Here is a 20,185-nt window from a genome sequence, read left to right as displayed (position 1 = left end):
CGCGGCGGTTTGTGACACCGCTTTGGGGCATCTCCGGCCCATTTGCGACAAAGTGTGATGAACCGCACTTAATTAATGGCACTCCTTCAGATCCCTGTACTCGCTTCCCACCGGCGCTGGCCTTACGATACGAGGCCTGTCAGTACCCCGGTCATGAGGTTGAAAGTGCGGACTGAATCACTGTCCCGCACGGGCGGGCGGTCCTACCATCCGTGTGCTGGCGTCTTGGGGACGCCCGCTCCGGTCTTATCCATGCTGCATCCTGTACCAGCGAGGGTGGGGAGCCTTTTCGCATGATCGCCACGCCCACCAATCCGGGGCAACCGGGTCGCGACCCGGCGCTGTTGAAGCTTGCGCGCGAGGCCGCCCTGCCGGGCCTGGCCGAGTCGTTCGCGACCGTGCTGGCACGCTTCGACGACGTGCTGTTCGACCGCGCCGGCACCGCCGGTGCGTCGCAGCTGCTGTTCCTGGATGGCATGCGCGAACTGCGTCGGCGCCGCGAGGAGATCGTGGCCGGCTTCCGTGGCCATCTGGCCCAGGCCTGGGAGGCGCTGGAGCGCGGCGAGCCGCTGTCGGCCGAGGCGACCCTGGCCGGCCAGGTCGAGGAAGGCCTGAGCCTGGTTCCCGAGCACGTTCTGGAATCGCGGTTGGCGGTGCGCAACTTCGCCACAGTGCTGCTGCGCGACTGGAAACCGGTGCTGGGCCGGCTTGACCGCCGCCTGGGCTGGATCGCCGGGGGCCTGGAGCTGGACGCGGACAGCAATCCGATCAGCCCGGAGCATATCGGCGTGGCCATCCATGAGGCGTTCGCTGTCTGCGAACTGGCCCCGGAAGTGCGCCTGGTGCTGATCAAGCTGTGCGAGCGCGACCTGCACGGGCCGATCGGCAAGCGCTACGAGAAGCTGGACGAACAATTGGCTGCTGCGGGGGTGATGCCGCAGATGGCCGCGCCGCGTCGCGCGGCGCCACGCCCGCCGTCGCCGCGGCAGGAGCTGGACGATCTTGTGGACGCGCTGGAAAGCCAGCAGGCCGCCGATGATGGGGCGGCCCCGGCCTGGGCGCAGCGTTTCGCCAACCGCTGGGCGGCGAGTCGCGGGCGCATGCAGTCGGCGCAGGCGGCGCACGAGCAGGCCGGCGATGGCGCCGATGGCATGAGCGGCAACCAGGGCATGCTGCTGGAGGCGCTGCACGAGCTGCTGCAGCAGACCCGCCACGTGCGCGAGGATGCGACGTCGGCCGCCAGCGTGGCGGTGGGGCAGCAGCGTCCGCTCAGCCAGCGCGAGATGATGTCGGTGCTGTCGCTGCTGCAGGCGACGCCGAGCGCGACGCTGCGCGCGGCGATTGGCGAAGATGGCGAGTCGCTGGCGCAGCGGCTGAAGAGCGAGGTGCTGTCCGGGGCGACCCGGCTCGGGGTGGATCCGGCGCAGGCGCGCCTGGATCCGCAGGACGAGGACGCGATCGATCTGGTCGGGATGCTGTTCGACGTGATGCTTGACGAGCGCGACCTGGAAGGCCGTTCGCGCGAGCTGATCGGTCGGCTGGTGGTGCCGTTCGTGAAGGTGGCGATGCTGGACCGCCGGATGTTCGTGCAGAAGACCCACCCGGCGCGCAAGCTGCTCAATTCGCTGGCCGAGGCCTGCGAGGGCAATACGGGCGAGAGCCAGGCCGAGCGCGTGCTGATGGGCAAGGTCGAGGAAATCATCGAGCGGCTGGTGGCGGAGTTCAATGAGAACCTGGCGATCTTCCTGACGCTGGAAGAGGAGTTCCGCGATTTCCTGACCCAGCATCGTCGGCGGATCGAGATTGCGGAGCGCCGCGCGGCGGAAACGCAGCGCGGGCAGGAAAAACTGGAGGTGGCACGGACCCGTGCGGCCTCGGAACTGGATTGGCGGATCGCGGATACGACGCTGCCGCAGGCGATTGGCGAGTTCCTGCGCCAGCCGTGGCAGCACCACCTGACGCTGGCGGTGCTGCGCGAGGGCGACGACGGCGCGTCGGTGAGCGAGGCGCTGGCGTTGGCGGACGGGGTGCTGGAAGAGGTGTCGGAGGCGCGCCGGCATGTGGTCGGCAAGCCGTGGCTGCAGGCGTGGCACCCGGTGCTGCGCAAGGTGTTCGCGAGCGTGGGTGTGCATGCCGACGGTGCGAGTGCGGCGATCGATACGCTGCACGATACGCTGCAGTCGATCGCGGAGTCGCGGCCGGAGCTGGAGCGTGCGCTGCCGGAACTGCCGCAGGTGGTGTTGCCGGCGCCGCCGGCGGCGGAAAGCGCGGGGGTTGAGCTGGGCGGCAAGGTCGATGTGACCGATTTCGACAATGCCGATGCGGACCGCTTCCGTGGCCTTGAAATTGGCAGCTGGCTGGACTTCGTGGACAAGGACGGCAAGGTGCAGGCGGGCAAGCTGTCGTGGGTGAGCCCGATCTCGTCGCGCCTGCTGTTCGTGAACCGCCGCGGCGTGCGCTTCTGCGTGGCGTCGCCGGAAGAACTGGCGGTGATGGTGCGCCTGGGTCGCCTGCGTGCGCACATCGACGATGGTGCGTTCGACAGCGCCATGCAGGGTGTTATCGACCGTCTTGACACCAAGGGCGCTACGGTTCACTGATTTTTCTGCGCCAAGAGCCCTGGTCTGTCGGGTGTACCTGGCTTGGGCCGGCGGGGGTGGGTTTGCGGGGTCGCCGCAAGTACGTCCGTGTAGGCTAAGCGGACGCCATCCATGGCGCCGATTCCCCCGCAAACCCACCCCCGCCGACCCTCCGACAGTGGGTCGGAGGCCCTGGGTAGAGTCGGTTCCCAAACGACTGCCGACCACGCTTGCCGCCTCGGTAACGCATGACCCTGATCGAAACCGCGCTCTTGCCGTTGCCACTCCCCTCAGTCCCCGCATGCGGTTAGGATCGACCTCTATTCCGCTACCCGGGGTCGTGCATGGCTGTCGAGGTGTTGGTGGTTCGGGAACGTGCGTCGGGCGAACGGCGCGTGGCGATGACGCCGGAAACGGCGCGCAAACTGATCGCGCTGGGCGCTACTGCCTGGTTTGAGCCGGGTGCGGGTCGCGCGGCCGGGTTTACCGATGCGGCGTATCTGGAGGCCGGTGCGCAGCTGGCCGATGATGCTCGCCTGGGCGCGGCCGATATCGTGCTGTGCGTGCAGCCGCCGGAGACGGCGCGGTTGGCGCAGTTGAAGAATGGCGCTGCGCTGGTCGGGATGCTGCATCCGCAGGGCGATCCGGAGCGGGCGGGCATGATCCAGTCGCGCGGGCTGCAGGCGTTCCCGCTGGAGCGGCTGCCGCGCACCACGCGTGCGCAGTCGATGGACGTGTTGAGTTCGCAGGCGGGCATGGCCGGCTACAAGGCCACGCTGATCGCGGCGCAGCTGGCGCCGCGCTTCTTCCCGATGCTGACCACGGCGGCCGGTACGATCCGGCCGTCGCGGGTGCTGGTGGTGGGCGCGGGCGTGGCGGGGCTGCAGGCGATTGCGACGGCGCGTCGGCTGGGTGCGCAGGTGGAGGGGTTCGATGTGCGGCCGGAAACGCGGGAGCAGATCGAGTCGCTGGGCGGCAAGTTCCTCGACCTTGGGGTCAGTGCGGTGGGCGAGGGCGGTTATGCGCGGCCGTTGACCGACGAGGAGCGGGCGGAGCAGCAGCGCCGGCTGGGCGAGCATCTGCGGCTGGTGGACGTGGTGATCTGCACGGCGGCGGTGCCGGGTCGGCCGGCGCCGAAGATCGTGACCAGCGCGATGGTGCAGGGCATGCGCCCGGGCAGCGTGATCGTGGACCTGGCGGCGGAGACCGGCGGCAACTGCGAGGCGACGGTGCCGGGCGAGACAGTGGAGGTCGACGGGGTGGTGGTGGACGGGCCGTTGAACCTGGCCAGCCAGGGCGCGGTGCATGCCAGCGAGATGTATGCGCGCAACCTGTACAACTTCGTGGCGCTGTTTTTGAAGGACGGCGCGGTGGTGTACGACTGGGAAGACGAGCTGCTGGCGAAGACGCGCTGGGTGGCCGGCTGAGGTCCGTCACGCGGCGGGAATGTCGCGGACACGCATGGCGTGTCTCTACGCGGCGACGCCGTGGGCCGAAACGCGTAGCGACACGCCATGCGTGTCCCACGCACCGCCAATCAACGCGGCAACGCCGGCGGCGGCACGTCCTTCACCGGATTGGCCTTCAACCACTCCTGCCGCTGCTCCGGCGTCATCTTTTCCCACCGCTCGCGCAACGCATCGCGCTGGGCCGGGGTCATCTGCCGCATCTGCGCGAACAGGGCGCGGGCCTGTTCGCGCTGCTCCGGGCTCATGTTCTCGAAACGGTGGCGTCCGCGCCGGGCCAGCTCGCGCTGTTCCGGGGTCATCTCCTGCCAGCGCTGGCCGTGCTGCAGCATGCGTTCGCGCTGCGGCGGGGCGGCGTTGTTCCAGCGGTCGCGCACCGGGGCGACCAGCGCTTCACGCTGCTGCGGGGTGAGCTTGTCCCAATCCGGCAACGCCGGAGTCTGGGCCCAACTGGTGGCGCTCAGCGGCAGCAGCACCAGCGCCAGGATCAGTCGCGGTTTCATGTTCACTCCATTGCCAGGTCGGTGGCGCCCAGCCACACGTACATGTCGGGATTCTCGTCGAGCAGCGCGTCGCTGTCATCGGCAAGCGTGGCCGCCACCTGCACCGGCGGTGCCAGCGGCGGATGGGCGGTGAAGCTGATGCCCAGGCCCAGCGCGACCACCAGCGAGGCGGCGGTGGCCAGCCACCAGCCGTGGTGGCGCGGGCGCTGCGACGCATGCCGGGCAGCGCGCAGGCGCGCCAGCGTGGCCGGCGACAGCTGGCTCACGGCCTGCGCGTGCAGCTGCTGCAGGGCGGCGTCATCGGGAAGGCGGGAAGGCACGGGGCGGCTCACAGTTCGATCTCCAGGTGCTGCTGCAGCGCCTGCCGGGCGCGCGAAAGATGGGTTTTGACCGCGCCTTCGCTGCAGCCCATGGCCGCTGCGGTGGTGGCGCCGTCCAGCTGTTGCAGGACACGCAGGCTGAAGGCCTCGCGCTGCCGGGCGGGCAACGCGCGCAGGGCCTTGACCAGCGCGGCGTACTGGTCGCGTTGTTCATGCGCCTGGGCCGGGCCCGGGCCGGGGTCGGCCCAGTCGATGTCATGTTCGGCACCGGCCTCGTCGCTGCTGCGCCAGAAGCGCAGGCGGAAGCTGCGGCGGCGCTGCAGGTCGACCACGCGGCGGCGCAGGATGCTCCAGAACAGCGGCGACCACTCGCCGGCCGGCTTTTCCCGGTAGGCCAGCATGCGCAGCATCGCGTCCTGCACCGCATCCAGTGCGTCGTCGCGCTGGCGCAGGCCGGCCTCGGCGAAGCGGAACGCACGCGGGCCGATCCCGGCCAGGAAGGCGTCCAGCGACACCGGCAGCGCGGCGTCGGCATCGTCGGGCAGGGTCGGCAGGGAAGGGCTCACCAGCACAGGGTAGCGCTCGCGCAGGGGGGACACGGTGAGAACGCGCCGGTGCGGCATCGGTTGACCGCGCCTGCAGAACGGTTCAGCGCATGGTTATGATGCAGGGACCGGAAGACCGCTTGGGAGAGAGACTGCAATGAGCGACGGGTTCGTGGCGTTGTACATCTTCATGCTGGCCGCGATCGCGGGCCACGTGATCATTTCGCGGGTGCCGGTGATCCTGCACACCCCCCTGATGTCCGGGTCCAACTTCATCCACGGCATCGTGCTGATCGGTGCGATGGTGGTGCTGGGCCACGCGCAGACCCCGCTGGAGAAGATCATCGGCTTCATCGCGGTGGTGCTGGGCGCGGGCAACGCCGCCGGCGGTTACGTGGTGACCGAACGCATGCTGGACATGTTCAAGCCCAGCCAGAAGCGCGACAGCGGGGAGAAGGCGCCTTGAACGTCTCCACCGCGCAACTGCTGCAGTGGCTGGTGCAGGTGAGCTACCTGGTCGCCGCCACGCTGTTCCTGCTGGGCCTGCAGCGCATGGCCTCGCCGATGACCGCGCGCAGCGGCATCCGCTGGGCCGGGCTGGGCATGTTGATCGCCACCGTGGCCACCTTCTTCCTGCCCGACCTGCACAACGTGCCGCTGATCCTGGCGGCGGTGGCGATCGGCACCGGCGTGGCCTGGTGGTCGGCAAAGCGCGTGGCGATCACCGACATGCCGCAGATGGTGGCGCTGTACAACGGCATGGGCGGCGGCTCGGCCGCGGCGATCGGCGCGGTGGAACTGCTGCGCTTCTCGTTCCTGGGCAACCGCGATACCACCCACTGGAGTGAGCAGGCCATTGCCGAGCTGGCCGCGCGCCAGCCGTCGGCGACGGTGCTGGCGCTGGCGGTGATCGGCTCGGCCATCGGCGCGGTCTCGCTGTCCGGTTCGATCATCGCCTGGGCCAAGCTGGACGGTCGCCTCGACCGCCGCGTGACCTTCCCCGGCCAGCAGGCGTTCAACCTGCTGGTGGCGCTGGCCATGGTGGTGCTGGGGATCTGGGCGGCGGTGAGCCTGAGCCCGGTGGCGATCATCAGTTTCTTCGTGGTCGCGCTGGCGCTGGGCGTGTTGATGACGCTGCCGATCGGCGGCGCCGACATGCCGGTGGTGATCTCGCTGTACAACGCGTTCACCGGCCTGGCGGTCGCGTTCGAAGGCTATGTGCTGGGCAACGAGGCGTTGATCATCGCCGGCATGATGGTCGGCGCGGCCGGCATCCTGCTGACCCGGCTGATGGCCAAGGCGATGAACCGGCCGATCAGCGGCGTGCTGTTCTCCAACTTCGGCGGCGGCGGCACCGCGCAGGAAATCAGCGGGTCGCAGAAACCCATTGAAGCCAGCGACGTGGCCGCGCTGATGGCCTTCGCCGAACGCGTGGTGATCGTGCCGGGCTACGGCATGGCCGTGGCCCAGGCCCAGCACAAGGTGTGGGAACTGGCGCAGCGGCTGATCGAACGCGGGATCAAGGTGAAGTTCGCGATCCACCCGGTGGCCGGGCGCATGCCCGGGCACATGAACGTGCTGCTGGCCGAAGCGGGGGTGCCGTACGACCTGATCGCCGACATGGACGACATCAATCCGGAGTTTCCCAACACCGACGTGGCGCTGGTGATCGGCGCCAATGACGTGGTCAATCCGGTGGCGCGCACCGACCCGGCCAGCCCGATCTACGGCATGCCGATCCTGGATGTCGTCAACGCGCGCAACGTGGTGGTGATCAAGCGCGGCAAGGGCACCGGCTTCGCGGGGATCGAAAACGCGCTGTTCTACGCCGACAACGCGCGCATGCTGTACGGCGATGGGGCGGGGGCCGCGAGTGCGCTGGTCAGCGAGCTGAAGGCCCTCGACGGCGGTCATTGACCGCCTATTTCGCCACCCACCATGCGACCACCAGCGCCACCCCCAGCCACAACCACTCGCCGACCCCGTTGGCGAGCTGGATCAGGGTGGCGGCCATGAACGGGCCCATGCGCAACGCTGAATTCCACGGATCCAGCCCCAGCGAGCCGCCCAGGTAGGCCGAGGCGATGCCCCAGTTGGCCGCCAGCGCGACCATCAGGGTGAATGCCACGGTCAGGCCGACCCGCAGCGGGCCGGCCTGCAGCCGGCCCAGGCGCAGCATGAAACCCAGCTCCAGCGCGGCCAGTACGGCCATCCAACCGACCTGGCGACCGCTCAGCAGGGCAATGACCAACCAGGCCAACGTGGCCGTGACGACTCCAAGCAGCAACAGCGGGGGCCAGAGCCAATGGGCGGACCTGGCGGGCGCGGACGTGGGCGACATGCATTCTTCCTTTGGATCGCCACAGGATACCGGCTTGCGGGGTGACCGGCGCGTGGGCGGCCGCTGGGCTAAAATAGCCACCTTGCGGGAATTGGCCGCGACCCCATATCGATCCACATGTACTCCCGTAGCAGCGAACCCGTCCACTTCGAACGCGACTGCGAGGCCGTCATGGTCCCGCAGGGCGAAACGGTCACCCTGCCGGCCGGCAGCTATGGGTACATCACCCAGGCACTGGGCGGCAGCTACACCGTGTTCGTCGAAGGAAATCTGTTCCGCATCGCCGGCAAGGACGGCGACGCGATCGGCAAGGAACCGCCGCCGGCGCTGGAACTGCCGGCCGACGCCTCCGACGAGGAGGTCGAAAAGCTGGTGTGGCAGCAGCTGCGCACCTGCTTCGACCCGGAAATCCCGTTCAACATCGTCGACCTCGGCCTGGTCTATGAAGTCGAGCTCAAGCACCTGGACGACGGCCAGCGCGAGGTCGACATCAAGATGACCCTGACCGCGCCCGGCTGCGGCATGGGCGACATCCTGGTCGACGACGTGCGCAGCAAGCTGGAAATGATCCCCACCGTGGCCGAAGCCGATGTCGAACTGGTGTTCGACCCGCCGTGGAACCAGCACATGATGTCCGAAGCGGCCCGGCTCGAAACCGGCATGCTGTAATTGACGTGCTCCCCGTAACCAGAACAGGAATCATCCGGTGTCCCAGTCTTCCGTGAACTTCACCACCACCCGTTCCGCCCACCCGCGCAGCAGCGAGGAGCGCGAGCGCATCCTGGCCGCGCCGGGGTTCGGTCTGCACTTCACCGACCACATGGTGGAAGTACGCTGGGACAAGGACACCGGCTGGCATGACGCCAGCGTGCGCGCCTACGGCCCGCTGCAGCTGGACCCGGCCGCCGCGGTGCTGCATTACGGTCAGGAAATCTTCGAAGGCATCAAGGCCTACCGCCACGCCGACGGTTCGATCTGGACCTTCCGCCCGGACGCGAATGGCCGCCGCCTGCAGCGCTCGGCGCAGCGCCTGGCGCTGCCGGAACTGCCGGTGGAGATCTTCGTCGAATCGCTGAAGCAGCTGATCGCGGTGGATGCCAGCTGGGTGCCGTCGGCCGACGAATCCAGCCTGTACTTCCGTCCGTTCATGATCGGCGATGAAGCCTTCCTTGGCGTGCGTGGCGCGCAGAAGGCTGGTTATTACGTCATCGCCAGCCCGGCCGGTCCGTACTTCGCCAAGGGCGTGGCCCCGGTGGCGATCTGGCTGTCCACCGAATACGCACGTGCGGCCAAGGGCGGCACCGGTGCGGCCAAGTGCGGCGGCAACTACGCGGCCTCGCTGCTGCCGCAGCAGAAGGCGCAGGCGCAGGGCTGCTCGCAGGTGCTGTTCCTGGATCCGGTGGAAGGCAAGTACCTGGAAGAACTGGGCGGCATGAACGTGTTCCTGGTCTACAAGGACGGCACCCTGGTGACCCCGGAACTGTCCGGCAGCATCCTCGAAGGCATCACCCGCGAAAGCATCCTGCAGCTGGCCCGCGACCGCGGCATGAAGGTGGAAGAGCGCAAGGTCAGCATCGACGAGTGGAAGCAGGGCGTGGCCTCGGGCGAGATCGCCGAAGTGTTCGCCTGCGGTACCGCGGCGGTGGTCACCCCGATCGGCCAGCTCAAGGGCGAAGGCTTCTCGGTGGGCGACCTGAACGCACCGGCCGGTGAAGTGACCATGTCGCTGCGCAAGGAACTGACCGACATCCAGTACGGCCGCCTGCCGGACCGCCATGGCTGGCTGGTGCGCCTGGACGGCTGATCCAGCGATCCAGTGATGAACGAAGGGCCCGCCTGGCAACAGGCGGGCCTTTTTCGTTGGGGTCGCCGAGCAGCCACGCAGGGCGTGGCTCTACCGCCGTGTCGGTCACCCCTGTGAACTGTGTCGGTCACCGGTAGAGCCACGCCCTGCGTGGCTGGAGCCTTCCCGATAACCCCCGCGTCAGAACGATCCAAACCCACCTAACCCATTGTTGCGCAAACGATGTCCTGCACATGACGCACAAGACAGTGACGCAGGACACGGATTACACGCGCATTGACCTTTTCCCTACCCGAAAGTTTCTTCACATTCACAAACCCTTGACCCGGAAAGTCTCAATTCGGACTTTTCACAAGCCTGAAAGCGGGCTGAAACATTGTTGCGGCAGGACCGAACCACTAGCGTCCCGGGTCGGGCGGTTGCACAGGGGAAACCGATCCGTCTTCCAGGTTCGATACACGCCGTCTTTCACCGCGCTGCATCGAACCCACCTCGCCGCATCGACGGCTCCTCACGACTTAAAGGGAATTCCGATGTCTCATGATTCGCAGCGTCTGCGTCAGCGTGCATTGGTTGTACTCGGTGGTTCTGTTCTTTCGACCCTGCTGCTCGCCGCCCCGGCGTTTGCCGGCGACGTACAGCTCAGTGGCCTGGCCTCCGCGCCGACCCACCAGCGCTTCATCGTGAAATACAAGGATGGCGCCACCGACGTGGCGACCCCGACGGTACTGGCCAGCTCGCTGAAGGCGGCGGCCGCCGCGGTTCCGGCCGCCCAGGGCCGCGCGCTGGGCCTGCAGAAGCTGCGCACCCTGGCCATCGGCCCGACCGTGGTCAAGGCCGACCGCCCGCTGGACGCAGCGGAATCGGAACTGCTGATGCGCCGCCTGGCCGCCGACCCGAACGTGGAATACGTCGAAGTCGACCAGCTGATGCGCGCCACGCTGACTCCCAATGACGCCCGCCTGTCCGAGCAGTGGGGCTTCGGTACCAGCAACGCCTCGATCAACGTGCGCCCGGCGTGGGACAAGGCCACCGGTACCGGCGTGGTGGTGGCCGTGATCGACACCGGCATCACCAACCATGCCGACCTCAATGCCAACATCCTGCCCGGCTATGACTTCATCAGCGACGCGGCGATGGCGCGCGACGGCGGTGGCCGCGACAGCAACCCCAACGACGAAGGCGACTGGTACGCCGCCAACGAATGCGGCGCCGGTTATCCGGCCTCGAACTCGAGCTGGCACGGCACCCACGTGGCCGGCACGATCGCCGCCGTGACCAACAACAGCACCGGCGTGGCCGGTACCGCGTACAACGCCAAGATCGTGCCGGTGCGCGTGCTGGGCAAGTGCGGCGGCTACACCTCCGACATCGCCGATGCGATCGTGTGGGCCTCGGGCGGCACCGTAAGCGGCGTGCCGGCCAATGCCAACCCGGCCGAAGTGATCAACATGTCGCTCGGCGGCGGCGGTACCTGCTCGGCCACCTACCAGAACGCGATCAACGGCGCGGTGTCGCGCGGCACCACCGTGGTGGTGGCGGCCGGCAACAGCAATACCAACGTGTCCTCGGCGGTGCCGGCCAACTGCGCCAACGTGATCGCGGTGGCGGCCACCACCTCGGCCGGCGCGCGCGCCAGCTTCTCCAACTACGGTGCCGGCATCGACGTCTCGGCCCCGGGCGCGGCAATCCTGTCCACGCTCAACAGCGGCACCACGGTGCCGGGCAGCGCATCGTATGCGTCGTACAACGGCACCTCGATGGCGGCCCCGCACGTGGCCGGCGTGGTCGCGCTGGTGCAGTCGGTCGCGCCGACCGCGCTGTCGCCGGCGGCGGTTGAAACCCTGCTCAAGAACACCGTGCGTCCCCTCCCGGGCGCATGCAGCGGCGGCTGCGGTGCAGGCATCGTCGACGCCGATGCGGCAGTGACTGCGGCACTGGGCGGGACCAACCCGAACCCGGGCAACGGGACCCTGCAGAACAACGTGCCGGTCACCGGCCTGGGCGCGTCCAGCGGTGCGTCGCTGGCCTACACGGTCGCGGTGCCGGCCGGGCGCTCGCAGCTGAAGGTGACCATCGCCGGTGGCACGGGCGACGCCGACCTGTACGTGCGTTCGGGCAGCGCCCCGACCGACACCGTGTACACCTGCCGCCCGTACCAGAGCGGCAACAACGAAACCTGCACGATCACCGCCCCGGCGGCGGGTACCTGGCATGTGCGGGTGAAGGCGTACACCACCTTCTCCGGCGTGACCCTGACCGCGCAGTACTGAGGATGAAAAAAAGGCCCCGGCAGTGCCGGGGCCTTTTTCATGGGCGCGCGATCATGCGTCTTCGAATCGGTTGGCTGCCACGTTCTTGCGGACGTGTTCCGGGTTCCAGATGCGGCCGTTCATGGCGATGTACACGCCCGGCTGCAGCGACTGCACCGCGCCGATCGCGCAGCCGATGTTGAACTCGGCATCCGAACCGCGGAAACGGGCCGGGCTGAGCGCGCCGGTCATCACGATGGTCTTGTCGGGAATGCTCTTGAGCACGCGGCCGGTCTGCACCATCGAATCGGTGCCGTGGGTGACCAGCACGTGGCGGGTCGGCTGCGCGGCGATGGTGGCGCGGATCAGCTCTCGGTCCTCGTCGCTGATGTGCAGCGAGTCCTTGCGCAGGATCGGGATCACGTTGAAGCGGAAGGTCACGCCCAGTTCGCGCAGGATCATCCCGATCTGCGGATCGCCGATCTGGTAGTCCGACTTGTCGTCGAAGTAGATCTTGTCGATCGTGCCACCGGTGGTGATGATCAGTAGTTCTTCCATTGCCGCAATCCTGGTGTGAGCGTGAGCCGCGCGGAACAGCCCGCGCCAGGGTGCCATGATACCGCGCGGCATCACCCCTTCGGGCCGAACCGCTTCCGCAACCCAGGCGCGCTGGATACCCCGATCACCGCCAGCGCCAGCAGCATCTCCGCCCACGCCCAGTGCGCCGTCTCCGGGTGGCTCCAGGCGCTCATCACGCCGTGGCTGAACCAGAACAGCGCCAGCACCCCGGCCCAGAACGGCGCCTTTCCGCGGCCCAGCAGCACCCCGACGGCCAGCAGCAGCGGCGGCAGGGTAAAGACCAGCTGGCTGGCCAGCCAGTGCCGGTCCTGCGCGAACCACGCGGCATACACCGCGGCCAGCGCCAGCAGCACCGCTGCCAACGTCCACTTCTGCGCGCGCGCGCTCATCCCAGCCGCCGTGCGATATCGGCCACGCGCCGGCCCAGCGCGCGGGCCAGCACGGCCTCGTCTTCGCTCGGCACCGGATTGTCGTCCGCGCCGGCCACATGGCTGGCGCCATAGGGCGTACCACCGGTCGTGGTGTGGCTGAGCGCCGGTTCGGTGAAGGGAATGCCCACGATCAGGCAGCCGTGGTGCAGCAGCGGCACCTGCATCGACAGCAGCGTGGATTCCTGCCCGCCGTGCAGCGACGCGGTCGAGGTGAACACCCCCGCCGGCTTGCCGGCCAGGGTGCCGTTGACCCACTCGGCGCCCAGTCCGTCCAGGAAATGCTTGACCGGCGCGGCCATGTTGCCGAACCGGGTCGGGCTGCCGAGCAGCAGGCCGCTGCATTCGGCCAGGTCCTCCACGCTCACGTACGGGGCGCCCTCTTCAGGCACCGGCGGTCGCGCGGTCTGGGTCACTGCCGCCACCGGCGGCACCGTGCGCAGGCGCGCGCTCATGCCCGGCACTTCGCCGACGCCACGCGCGATCTGGCGCGCGAGCCGCGCCACCGAACCGCCGCGGCTGTAGTACAGCACCAGAATCTCCGCCATCTTGCTTCCGTTGTGACCCATCCGGTCCGCAGTATGGCATTGCCTCCACCCGGCTTCAGGTACGCTTGCCTGGATGGAACCCCTGGATACCCTCAATCTCTGGTTGGAACGCGGGCGCGACCGGGCCCGTACCGCCAGCTTCGGTCGCTTCCTGTGGCGCCGGTTCCTGGACGACCGCCTGTTCCAGGCTGCCGCCTCGCTGGCCTACACCACGGTGTTCGCGCTGGTGCCGCTGGCGATCGTGGTGTTCGGGGTGCTCTCGGCGTTCCCGGTGTTCGACCGCTGGAGCGACACGCTCAGCGACTACGTGTTCTCCAACTTCGTGCCCAATGCCGCGCGCGCTGCCGAAGGCTACCTCCGCCAGTTCTCGGCAAGTGCCGGCCAGCTCACCGCCGCCGGCTTCATCGCGCTGGTGGTGTCGCTGCTGATCACCCTCAACAGCGTGGAAGAAACCTTCAACCAGATCTGGCGGGTCAGCTCGACCCGGCCCAAGCTCACCCGTTTCCTGGTGTACTGGACCGTGCTCACCCTGGGCGCGATGCTGGCCGCCGCCTCGCTGGCGGTCTCGGCGCGGGTGTTCGCGCTGCCGCTGTTCGGCACCAGCGAGGGCCGCCTGCTCGCCGACGCCTCGTTGACCATCGCCCCGATCCTGATCGAGTTCGTCTGCATCATGCTGGTGTACCGGGTGGTGCCGCACCACACGGTGAAGTGGCGCCACGCCATTCCCGGCGCGATCCTGGCGGCGGTGATGCTGGAGCTGGTGAAGTGGGGCATGGGCGCCTACCTCGGCAGCTTCCAGTCCTACCAGAAGCTCTACGGCACCGTGGCGTTCGTGCCGATCCTGCTGCTGTGGATCTACCTGTGCTGGGTCTCGGTGCTGCTCGGCGCCTCGCTGGCCTCGTCGATCGCCGCCTTCCGCTACCAGCCGGCCGACCTGCGCCTGCCCACCGGCTACGAGCTGTACGGCCTGCTGCGCCTGATCGGGCGCTTCCACCAGGCCCGCCTGGACGGTCGCGGCCTGGACGAGGACGAGGTGCTGCGGCTGGAGCCGATGCTCACCGATTCGCTGCTGCAGAGCATGCTCTGCGACCTGGAAGCGATCCGCGTGGTGCGCCGCGACGAGCAGGGCGAATGGCTGCTCGCGCGCGATCTGGACAAGCTCACCCTGGCCGACCTCTACGAATCCACGCAGCTGCGCATCCCGGTCAAGGAAGCCTACCTGCCGTACCGCGACGACAGCCTCGGCATCGCCTCGGTGGCGGCGCTGGACGCGCTGCGCCTGCCCCTGCGCGAGCTGCTCAAGCGCCGCGTCAGCGACATCTATACCCCCCACGGAGATACGCCATGACCGCCAAGCCCCTGCTGCTTGCGCTGGGCCTGCTGGCCTTGGCCGGCTGCAACAAGCCCGCCCCGCAACCCGAAGCCGCTGCACCCGCACCGGCGCCGGTGACCGAACCGGCTGCGCCGACCGACAGCGCCAGCCCCGACCTGGAGCGTGCCACCGCCGAGCAGCCGCGGCTGGTGCTGCCGGCCCTCGATGGCAGCACCTACGACCTGGCCGCGCACCGTGGCAAGTGGGTGGTGGTGAACTTCTGGGCGACCTGGTGCGCCCCGTGCCGCAAGGAAATGCCGGAGCTGTCGGCGCTGCATGCGATGCGCGAGCAGATCGAGGTGGTCGGCCTGGCCTACGAGGACATCGACCCGGCGGAGATGAAGGACTTCCTCAAGAAGCTGCCGGTGACCTATCCGATCGTGCTGGTCGACACCTACAACCCGCCGGAAGATTTCGCCGTGCCGCGCGGCCTGCCGATGACCTACCTGATCGCCCCGGACGGCAAGGTCGCCAAGCAGTTCCTGGGTCCGGTCACTGCGGCCGACATCGAGAAGGAAATCGCGAAAGGCGCGTAAATCGCGCCTTCAACCTTCTTCGTCAAACCCCTTGATCGGCTTCAACACGCCGAACTGCTCTTCATGCAGTTTGCCCTTCAACGGCGGAAGTTCCGGCACCGGATCGTCCACGTGGGTGTCGGGCAGGCGGTCGAGCAGGTTGCGGATCAGGCCCAGGCGGCCGCGCCGCTGGTCGTTGAAGTCGACCAGCGTCCACGGCGACGCCTCGCGATGGGTGGCGCGCAGCATCGCCTCGCGCGCTTCGGTGTAGGCGGTGTACTTGCTGCGCGATTTCAGGTCGACCGGCGACAGCTTCCAGCCCTTCAGCGGGTCCACGTGGCGTTCGGCGAAGCGTTCTTCCTGCTGGGCCTGGTCGACTGTCAGCCAGTACTTGAACAACAGGATGCCGTCGTCCACCAGCAGCTGCTCGAACACCGGCGCCTGCGCCAGGAAGGCGCGGTACTCGGCCTCGGTACAGTAGCCCATCACGTGTTCGACCCCGGCGCGGTTGTACCAGCTGCGGTCCATCAGCACGATTTCACCGGCCGCCGGCAGGTGCGACACGTAGCGCTGGAAATACCACTGGGTGCTTTCGCGCTCGGTCGGCTTGGGCAGTGCCACCACCCGGCACTGGCGCGGGTTGAGGTGTTCGGCGATGGACTGGATCGCGCCGCCCTTGCCGGCGGTGTCGCGGCCCTCGAACAGCACCAGCACGCGTTGCCCGGTGTGCTGCACCCAGCGCGCCATGGTGGTGATTTCCAGCTGCATGGGTTCCAGCAGTTCCTGGTAGGCCTTGCGCTTGAGCTTGCCCATGGGGGCCTCGTGGCGGGACGGTGGACCTCAGGGTACACCGCGCCGTGTCAACGCCCCTGCCACCCGCGTTCCGTGGCCATGGCCTCGACCTGGGCGTTGAAATCAACCGCGAAACCCGCCATGTCGAACAGGCCGCTGTTTGCCCGTGCCTGCGCCAGCTTGGCGCGCAGCGCCGTCATCGCCTGCGGGTCGTTGCCCAGCGCGACCGCCTTGGCGACAAACGCCGCGTCATCGGCAACGTTCATTTCCGCCAACCCCAGATGATGGTTGAGCGAGCCGGCAACACGCGAGGCGAACGTCGCTCCGGGAGCCGTCAGCACCGGGCACCCCGCCCACAACGCGTCGGAGGCGGTGGTATGCGCGTTGTACGGATGGGTATCCAGGAACAGATCCGCGTGCTGGTACCGCGCCAGATACACCGGATGCGGCAGCTTCGGCATGAACACCAGCCGCGCCGGGTCCAAACCGGCCTCGCGCGCGGCCGACCGCAGCCGCGCATCGGCGTTGCCCGGGCCGGACAGCAGCCACAGCACGCTGCCCGCTACGCCCTGCAGCACCGCGAAGGCGCGGCGCATGCTGCGCGGGTTGAGCTTGTAGCTGTTGTTGAAGCAGCAGAACACCGCGCCCTGTTGCGGCAGCCCGCAGGCCGTGCGGTCCGGCACCGGCTCCAGCACGCGGGTGTTGTCCGACGGCTGGAACGCGCGCGGGAGGTAGCGCACCTGCTCGCTGAAGGCGGGCGCCAGTGCTTCGGGCAGTACGAAGCGGTCTGCCAGTACGACGTCCATCCAGTCCGCGCCGGAGGTACCGGGATAGGCCAGCCAGGTCACCTGCACCGGGGCCGGGCGCATCGCCAGTACCGCCGGGGTGCCGCCGCCGCCCCAACCACGCAGGTCGAACAGCACATCCACCCCCGCCGCGCGAATGCGCTCGGCGATGCCGGTGTGGGGCAGGGCAGACACATCGTGCAGCGTGCTGGCGGCCGCCTGCAGGCGCGCGCGGATCGCGCTGCCGTCATCGCGGTTGAGCGTGAACAGGTGCAGCTCCAGCCCGCCCAGCACGCGCAGCTGCTCGAACAGCGCCACGGTCAGCAGGCCGGTCGGGTGCGCACCGAAGCCATTGGAGAGGAAGCCCACCCGCAGCGGACCCTGCGCGCGCACGCGCGTGGCCGGCAACGCGCGCAGGCCGCTGGCAATACCGGCCGCGCGTTGCCGCGCACAGGCCAGCTGTTCGGCGGCACTGCTGTCTTCGTTGAGGAAGGCAAACGGCTCGACCACTGCCGCGCCCTGCGCCACCGCCTGGCGCACCTGCTGCGCCAGCGCGTCCAGCCCGCGCCAGTCGCACAGGCGACGCTGCCAGTTGAGCAGCTGCGCGGTGATGTAGGGTTCGCCCGGCAGCAACTGGTGCGCGTGGCGGTAGGCATCGGCGGCCGCTTCGGGTTGGCCGGCGTCTTCCAGCGCATGGCCCAGCCACAACGCAATGCCCGGATGCTGCGGCACCAGGTTTGCGGCCTGTCGCAGCAGGGTGGCGGCCTCGTCGTGGCGGCCCTGCATCCAGCGGGTCCGGCCCAGTCGTGCCAGGGCCTCGGGATGTCCGGGGCGCAGTTGCAGCGCGCGCTGGGCGGCGAGGTCGCCGGCCACGGTGTCGCCGGCTTCCAGCTCGGCATCGGCCAGCATCACCCAGGCAATGAAGTCCTGCGGCTGCCGCTGTACCGCCATGCGCAGCTGCGCGCGCTGCGGGTCCATGCTCACGCCCCGGCGGACAGCTGGGCCAGTTCGTCGGCCTGGTGTTCGTGGATCAGGCGTTCGACCAGGCCATCCATTTCGCCGGCGATGATGTTGGGCAGGTCGTACAGGGTCAGACCTTCCACACGGTGGTCGGTGATCCGGCCCTGCGGGAAGCTGTAGGTGCGGATGCGCTGGCTGCGGTCGCCGCTGCCGACCTGCAGGCGTCGGCTTTCCGCGGTCGCTGCCGCCTGCCTGCTGCGTTCGCTGTCGAGCAGCTGCGCCTTCAGCCGCTTCATCGCCTTGTCGCGGTTGGCGTGCTGGCTGCGTTCGGTCTGGCATTCCACCACCACGCCACTGGGCACGTGGGTAATCCGGATCGCCGACTCGGTCTTGTTGACGTGCTGGCCGCCAGCGCCGGAAGAGCGGAACGTGTCGACCTTCAGGTCGGCCGGGTTGATGACGATGTCATCGACCTCGTCGGCCTCGGGGATGATCGCCACGGTCGCCGCCGAGGTGTGGATGCGGCCCTGCGATTCGGTGGCGGGTACGCGCTGCACGCGGTGGGTGCCCGACTCGAACTTGAGCTTTGAGTAAGCGCCACGGCCGACCACGCGCGCCACGATCTCCTTGTAGCCGCCGTGCTCGCCGGGGCTGTCCGATTCGATCTCGACCTTCCAGCCCTGGCGCTCGGCATAGCGCGCGTACATGCGGAACAGGTCGCCGGCGAAGATCGCCGCCTCGTCGCCGCCGGTGCCGGCACGCACTTCCAGGAACAGGTTGCCGTCATCGCGCGGGTCGCGCGGCACCAGCAGCAGGGCCAGATCGTGGTCGAGCTGCTGCAGGCGCTCCTGCGCGGCGGCGATTTCCTCGTCGGCCAGCTCGCGCAGGTCGGGGTCGGCACGCATGGCCTCGGCCGCCGCCAGGTCGGCCAGCGCGCGCGCTTCGTCGGCCAGGGCGGTGGCGATCGGCTGCAGCTGCGCGAACTCGCGCGAAAAATTGCGGAAGCGCTCGTTGTCGCCGACCACGTCCGGGTCGGCCAGCAGGCGTTCAAGTTCTTCGCGGCGCTCGGCCAGCGCTTCCAGCTTACGGCGCAGGGTCGGCGTCATCGGTCCTCTCAACAGCGTGGTGGTAGCCCGGCTTGGCCGGGAACAGGCGCTCGGCGGCGCGGGTCAGCTCAGTATCGCCGCTGAGCGCGGCGGCGCGCAGGGCGGCGGTGGGCGGATGCAGCAGGCGGTTGGTCAGGCCGTGCGCGAGCAGCTCCAGCACTTCTTCCGGCGACTTGCCGTGTGCCAGCTGCTGGCGGGCCTTGTCCAGCATCTCCACCCGGGTCGCTTCGCCATAGGCGCGCAGCTGCCGCAGCGGCGCCTGGTGCGCGCTGGCCTGCTGGGTTTCGACAAAGCGCGACACTTGCAGCTCGATGATCGCTTCGGCTTCGGCGGCGGCCTCGCGACGGCTGCGGCGGTTGTCTTCCACCGCGCGCTCCAGGTCGTCCACGGTGTACAGGAAGGCGTCCTTCAGCTCGCCCACGCCGGATTCGATATCGCGCGGCACGGCCAGGTCGAACAGCAGCATCGGCTTGTGCCGGCGCGCGCGCAGCGCGGCGGCGACCTGGGCGGTGCCGATCACCGGCTCGCGCGCGGCGGTGGCCGAGAACACCACGTCGGCCTCACCGAGGTGCCGGTCCAGCTCACTCAGCGGCAGCGCCACTCCGCCATGGCGGGTGGCCAGCTCCTGCGCATGGGCCAGGGTGCGGTTGGCGATCAGCAGGCGGCGGACCCGGCCTTCGCTGAGGTGCCGGGCGGCCAGCTCGATGGTTTCGCCGGCGCCGACCAGCAGCACGGTGGAGTCTTCCAGCCGCGCGAACGAGTTCTGCGCCAGGCGGACGGCCGTGGAGGCCACCGAGATCGGATTGGCGCCGACGCGGGTATCGGTGCGGGCGCGCTTGGCGACCGAGAAGGTCTGCTGGAACAGCCGGTCCAGGCGCTGGCCGAGCAGCCCGTGGTCGCGCGCCGTGGCCCAGGCGTCCTTGACCTGGCCCAGGATCTGCGGCTCGCCCAGCACCATCGAGTCCAGCCCGGTGGCGACCCGGAACAGGTGGCGCACCGCATCGGCGTCGGCATGCTGGTACAGGTAGCCGTGCAGCTGGCCGGCATGGCTTTCCAGCCAGTGCGCCAGCGCCTCGGCGGAATCGGCCACGGCGTACAGCTCGGTGCGGTTGCAGGTGGAGAGCAGCACCGCTTCGGCCACCTGCGGGGTATCGCGCAGCGACGCCAATGCCTGGGGCAGGGCGTCGCCGCCAAAGGAGGCGCGTTCGCGCAGCTCCACTGGCGCGGTCTGGTGATTCAGTCCGAGCACCCACAGGGTCATTGTTCAGTTGCTTGCGATAAGCTGCTGGC

At 68.8% G+C, this 20,185-nt stretch carries 20 protein-coding genes; 9 read left to right on the top strand and 11 right to left on the bottom strand.

Features of this window, described 5'->3' with window-relative positions; all coding sequences use genetic code 11:
* Nucleotides 1-293 precede the first annotated feature (293 nt).
* Nucleotides 294-2,600 carry a DUF1631 domain-containing protein gene (locus HGB51_RS16085; RefSeq protein WP_070209337.1) on the top strand — a complete coding sequence of 769 codons (2,307 nt, stop codon included), beginning with the start codon at nucleotides 294-296 and terminating at the stop codon, nucleotides 2,598-2,600.
* A gap of 323 nt (nucleotides 2,601-2,923) precedes the next feature.
* The gene (locus HGB51_RS16080; RefSeq protein WP_070209338.1) at nucleotides 2,924-4,006 is read left to right on the top strand and encodes an NAD(P) transhydrogenase subunit alpha; all 1,083 of its coding nucleotides are present in this window, start codon (nucleotides 2,924-2,926) and stop codon (nucleotides 4,004-4,006) included.
* A gap of 110 nt (nucleotides 4,007-4,116) precedes the next feature.
* Here HGB51_RS16080 and HGB51_RS16075 read toward each other — a convergent pair whose 3' ends face one another.
* From HGB51_RS16075 to HGB51_RS16065, 3 genes are read right to left on the bottom strand one after another with little or no spacing between them, the layout of a single operon-like run.
* Nucleotides 4,117-4,548: a DUF3106 domain-containing protein gene (locus HGB51_RS16075; protein WP_084739098.1), complete on the bottom strand. Its 432-nt coding sequence runs from the start codon at nucleotides 4,546-4,548 to the stop codon at nucleotides 4,117-4,119.
* 2 nt (nucleotides 4,549-4,550) lie between these two features.
* A complete protein-coding gene (locus HGB51_RS16070) occupies nucleotides 4,551-4,868 on the bottom strand; it encodes a DUF3379 domain-containing protein (RefSeq protein WP_141739229.1) in 318 nt (105 codons plus the stop codon).
* Between the two features lie 8 nt (nucleotides 4,869-4,876).
* Nucleotides 4,877-5,491 carry an RNA polymerase sigma factor gene (locus HGB51_RS16065; protein WP_070209341.1) on the bottom strand — a complete coding sequence of 205 codons (615 nt, stop codon included), beginning with the start codon at nucleotides 5,489-5,491 and terminating at the stop codon, nucleotides 4,877-4,879.
* Nucleotides 5,492-5,570: 79 nt separating this feature from the next.
* Between HGB51_RS16065 and HGB51_RS16060 the strand changes: the two genes are divergently transcribed.
* Together HGB51_RS16060 and HGB51_RS16055 are read left to right on the top strand one after the other, a co-directional pair.
* Entirely contained in the window at nucleotides 5,571-5,879 is a 309-nt protein-coding gene (locus tag HGB51_RS16060) for an NAD(P) transhydrogenase subunit alpha part 2 (RefSeq protein ID WP_070209342.1), read from the top strand.
* Nucleotides 5,876-7,330: an NAD(P)(+) transhydrogenase (Re/Si-specific) subunit beta gene (locus tag HGB51_RS16055; protein ID WP_070209343.1), complete on the top strand. Its 1,455-nt coding sequence runs from the start codon at nucleotides 5,876-5,878 to the stop codon at nucleotides 7,328-7,330. Before HGB51_RS16060 ends, HGB51_RS16055 begins: the two co-directional genes overlap by 4 nt.
* Nucleotides 7,331-7,334: 4 nt before the next feature.
* Here the strand turns inward: HGB51_RS16055 and HGB51_RS16050 are convergent, their stop codons facing one another.
* Nucleotides 7,335-7,754, bottom strand: coding sequence for a hypothetical protein (locus HGB51_RS16050; protein WP_070209344.1), 420 nt, complete (start codon nucleotides 7,752-7,754; stop codon nucleotides 7,335-7,337).
* 117 nt (nucleotides 7,755-7,871) lie between these two features.
* On the opposite strand from HGB51_RS16050, the gene sufT reads away from it, so the two are divergent.
* From sufT to HGB51_RS16035, 3 genes are all read left to right on the top strand, one after another.
* The gene (gene sufT, locus HGB51_RS16045; protein ID WP_171966895.1) at nucleotides 7,872-8,423 is read left to right on the top strand and encodes a putative Fe-S cluster assembly protein SufT; all 552 of its coding nucleotides are present in this window, start codon (nucleotides 7,872-7,874) and stop codon (nucleotides 8,421-8,423) included.
* 37 nt (nucleotides 8,424-8,460) lie between these two features.
* Nucleotides 8,461-9,558 carry a branched-chain amino acid aminotransferase gene (locus HGB51_RS16040; RefSeq protein ID WP_070209679.1) on the top strand — a complete coding sequence of 366 codons (1,098 nt, stop codon included), beginning with the start codon at nucleotides 8,461-8,463 and terminating at the stop codon, nucleotides 9,556-9,558.
* Between the two features lie 533 nt (nucleotides 9,559-10,091).
* A complete protein-coding gene (locus HGB51_RS16035) occupies nucleotides 10,092-11,831 on the top strand; it encodes a S8 family peptidase (protein WP_171966894.1) in 1,740 nt (579 codons plus the stop codon).
* Nucleotides 11,832-11,882: 51 nt separating this feature from the next.
* Here the strand turns inward: HGB51_RS16035 and HGB51_RS16030 are convergent, their stop codons facing one another.
* The 3 genes from HGB51_RS16030 to wrbA form a co-directional block, all read right to left on the bottom strand.
* Complete coding sequence (locus HGB51_RS16030) at nucleotides 11,883-12,368, bottom strand: asparaginase domain-containing protein (protein ID WP_102946459.1); 486 nt, start codon at nucleotides 12,366-12,368, stop codon at nucleotides 11,883-11,885.
* A gap of 71 nt (nucleotides 12,369-12,439) precedes the next feature.
* Nucleotides 12,440-12,778 carry a DUF2069 domain-containing protein gene (locus HGB51_RS16025; RefSeq protein WP_171966893.1) on the bottom strand — a complete coding sequence of 113 codons (339 nt, stop codon included), beginning with the start codon at nucleotides 12,776-12,778 and terminating at the stop codon, nucleotides 12,440-12,442.
* Nucleotides 12,775-13,365, bottom strand: a complete 591-nt coding sequence (gene wrbA / locus HGB51_RS16020; RefSeq protein ID WP_171966892.1) for an NAD(P)H:quinone oxidoreductase — start codon at nucleotides 13,363-13,365, stop codon at nucleotides 12,775-12,777. Before wrbA ends, HGB51_RS16025 begins: the two co-directional genes overlap by 4 nt.
* 73 nt (nucleotides 13,366-13,438) lie before the next feature.
* Between wrbA and HGB51_RS16015 the strand changes: the two genes are divergently transcribed.
* Together HGB51_RS16015 and HGB51_RS16010 are read left to right on the top strand one after the other, a co-directional pair.
* Nucleotides 13,439-14,713, top strand: coding sequence for a YihY family inner membrane protein (locus tag HGB51_RS16015; protein ID WP_070209646.1), 1,275 nt, complete (start codon nucleotides 13,439-13,441; stop codon nucleotides 14,711-14,713).
* The gene (locus tag HGB51_RS16010) at nucleotides 14,710-15,273 is read left to right on the top strand and encodes a TlpA family protein disulfide reductase (protein ID WP_070209647.1); all 564 of its coding nucleotides are present in this window, start codon (nucleotides 14,710-14,712) and stop codon (nucleotides 15,271-15,273) included. Before HGB51_RS16015 ends, HGB51_RS16010 begins: the two co-directional genes overlap by 4 nt.
* Before the next feature lie 9 nt (nucleotides 15,274-15,282).
* Here HGB51_RS16010 and ppk2 read toward each other — a convergent pair whose 3' ends face one another.
* Genes ppk2 through hemA form a run of 4 tightly spaced genes read right to left on the bottom strand, consistent with a single transcriptional unit; the run spans nucleotide 15,283 to nucleotide 20,156 of the window.
* Nucleotides 15,283-16,065, bottom strand: coding sequence for a polyphosphate kinase 2 (gene ppk2, locus HGB51_RS16005; RefSeq protein ID WP_070209648.1), 783 nt, complete (start codon nucleotides 16,063-16,065; stop codon nucleotides 15,283-15,285).
* A 47-nt stretch (nucleotides 16,066-16,112) separates the two neighbouring features.
* Nucleotides 16,113-17,813: an O-linked N-acetylglucosamine transferase family protein gene (locus HGB51_RS16000; protein ID WP_171966891.1), complete on the bottom strand. Its 1,701-nt coding sequence runs from the start codon at nucleotides 17,811-17,813 to the stop codon at nucleotides 16,113-16,115.
* A complete protein-coding gene (gene prfA / locus HGB51_RS15995) occupies nucleotides 17,810-18,895 on the bottom strand; it encodes a peptide chain release factor 1 (protein ID WP_070209432.1) in 1,086 nt (361 codons plus the stop codon). Before prfA ends, HGB51_RS16000 begins: the two co-directional genes overlap by 4 nt.
* Entirely contained in the window at nucleotides 18,873-20,156 is a 1,284-nt protein-coding gene (gene hemA / locus HGB51_RS15990; protein WP_070209433.1) for a glutamyl-tRNA reductase, read from the bottom strand. Before hemA ends, prfA begins: the two co-directional genes overlap by 23 nt.
* Nucleotides 20,157-20,185: the final 29 nt, after the last annotated feature.

Source organism: Stenotrophomonas bentonitica (assembly GCF_013185915.1).
Classification (GTDB): Bacteria; Pseudomonadota; Gammaproteobacteria; order Xanthomonadales; family Xanthomonadaceae; genus Stenotrophomonas; species Stenotrophomonas bentonitica.
This window is presented reverse-complemented; position numbering and strand designations above follow the sequence as displayed.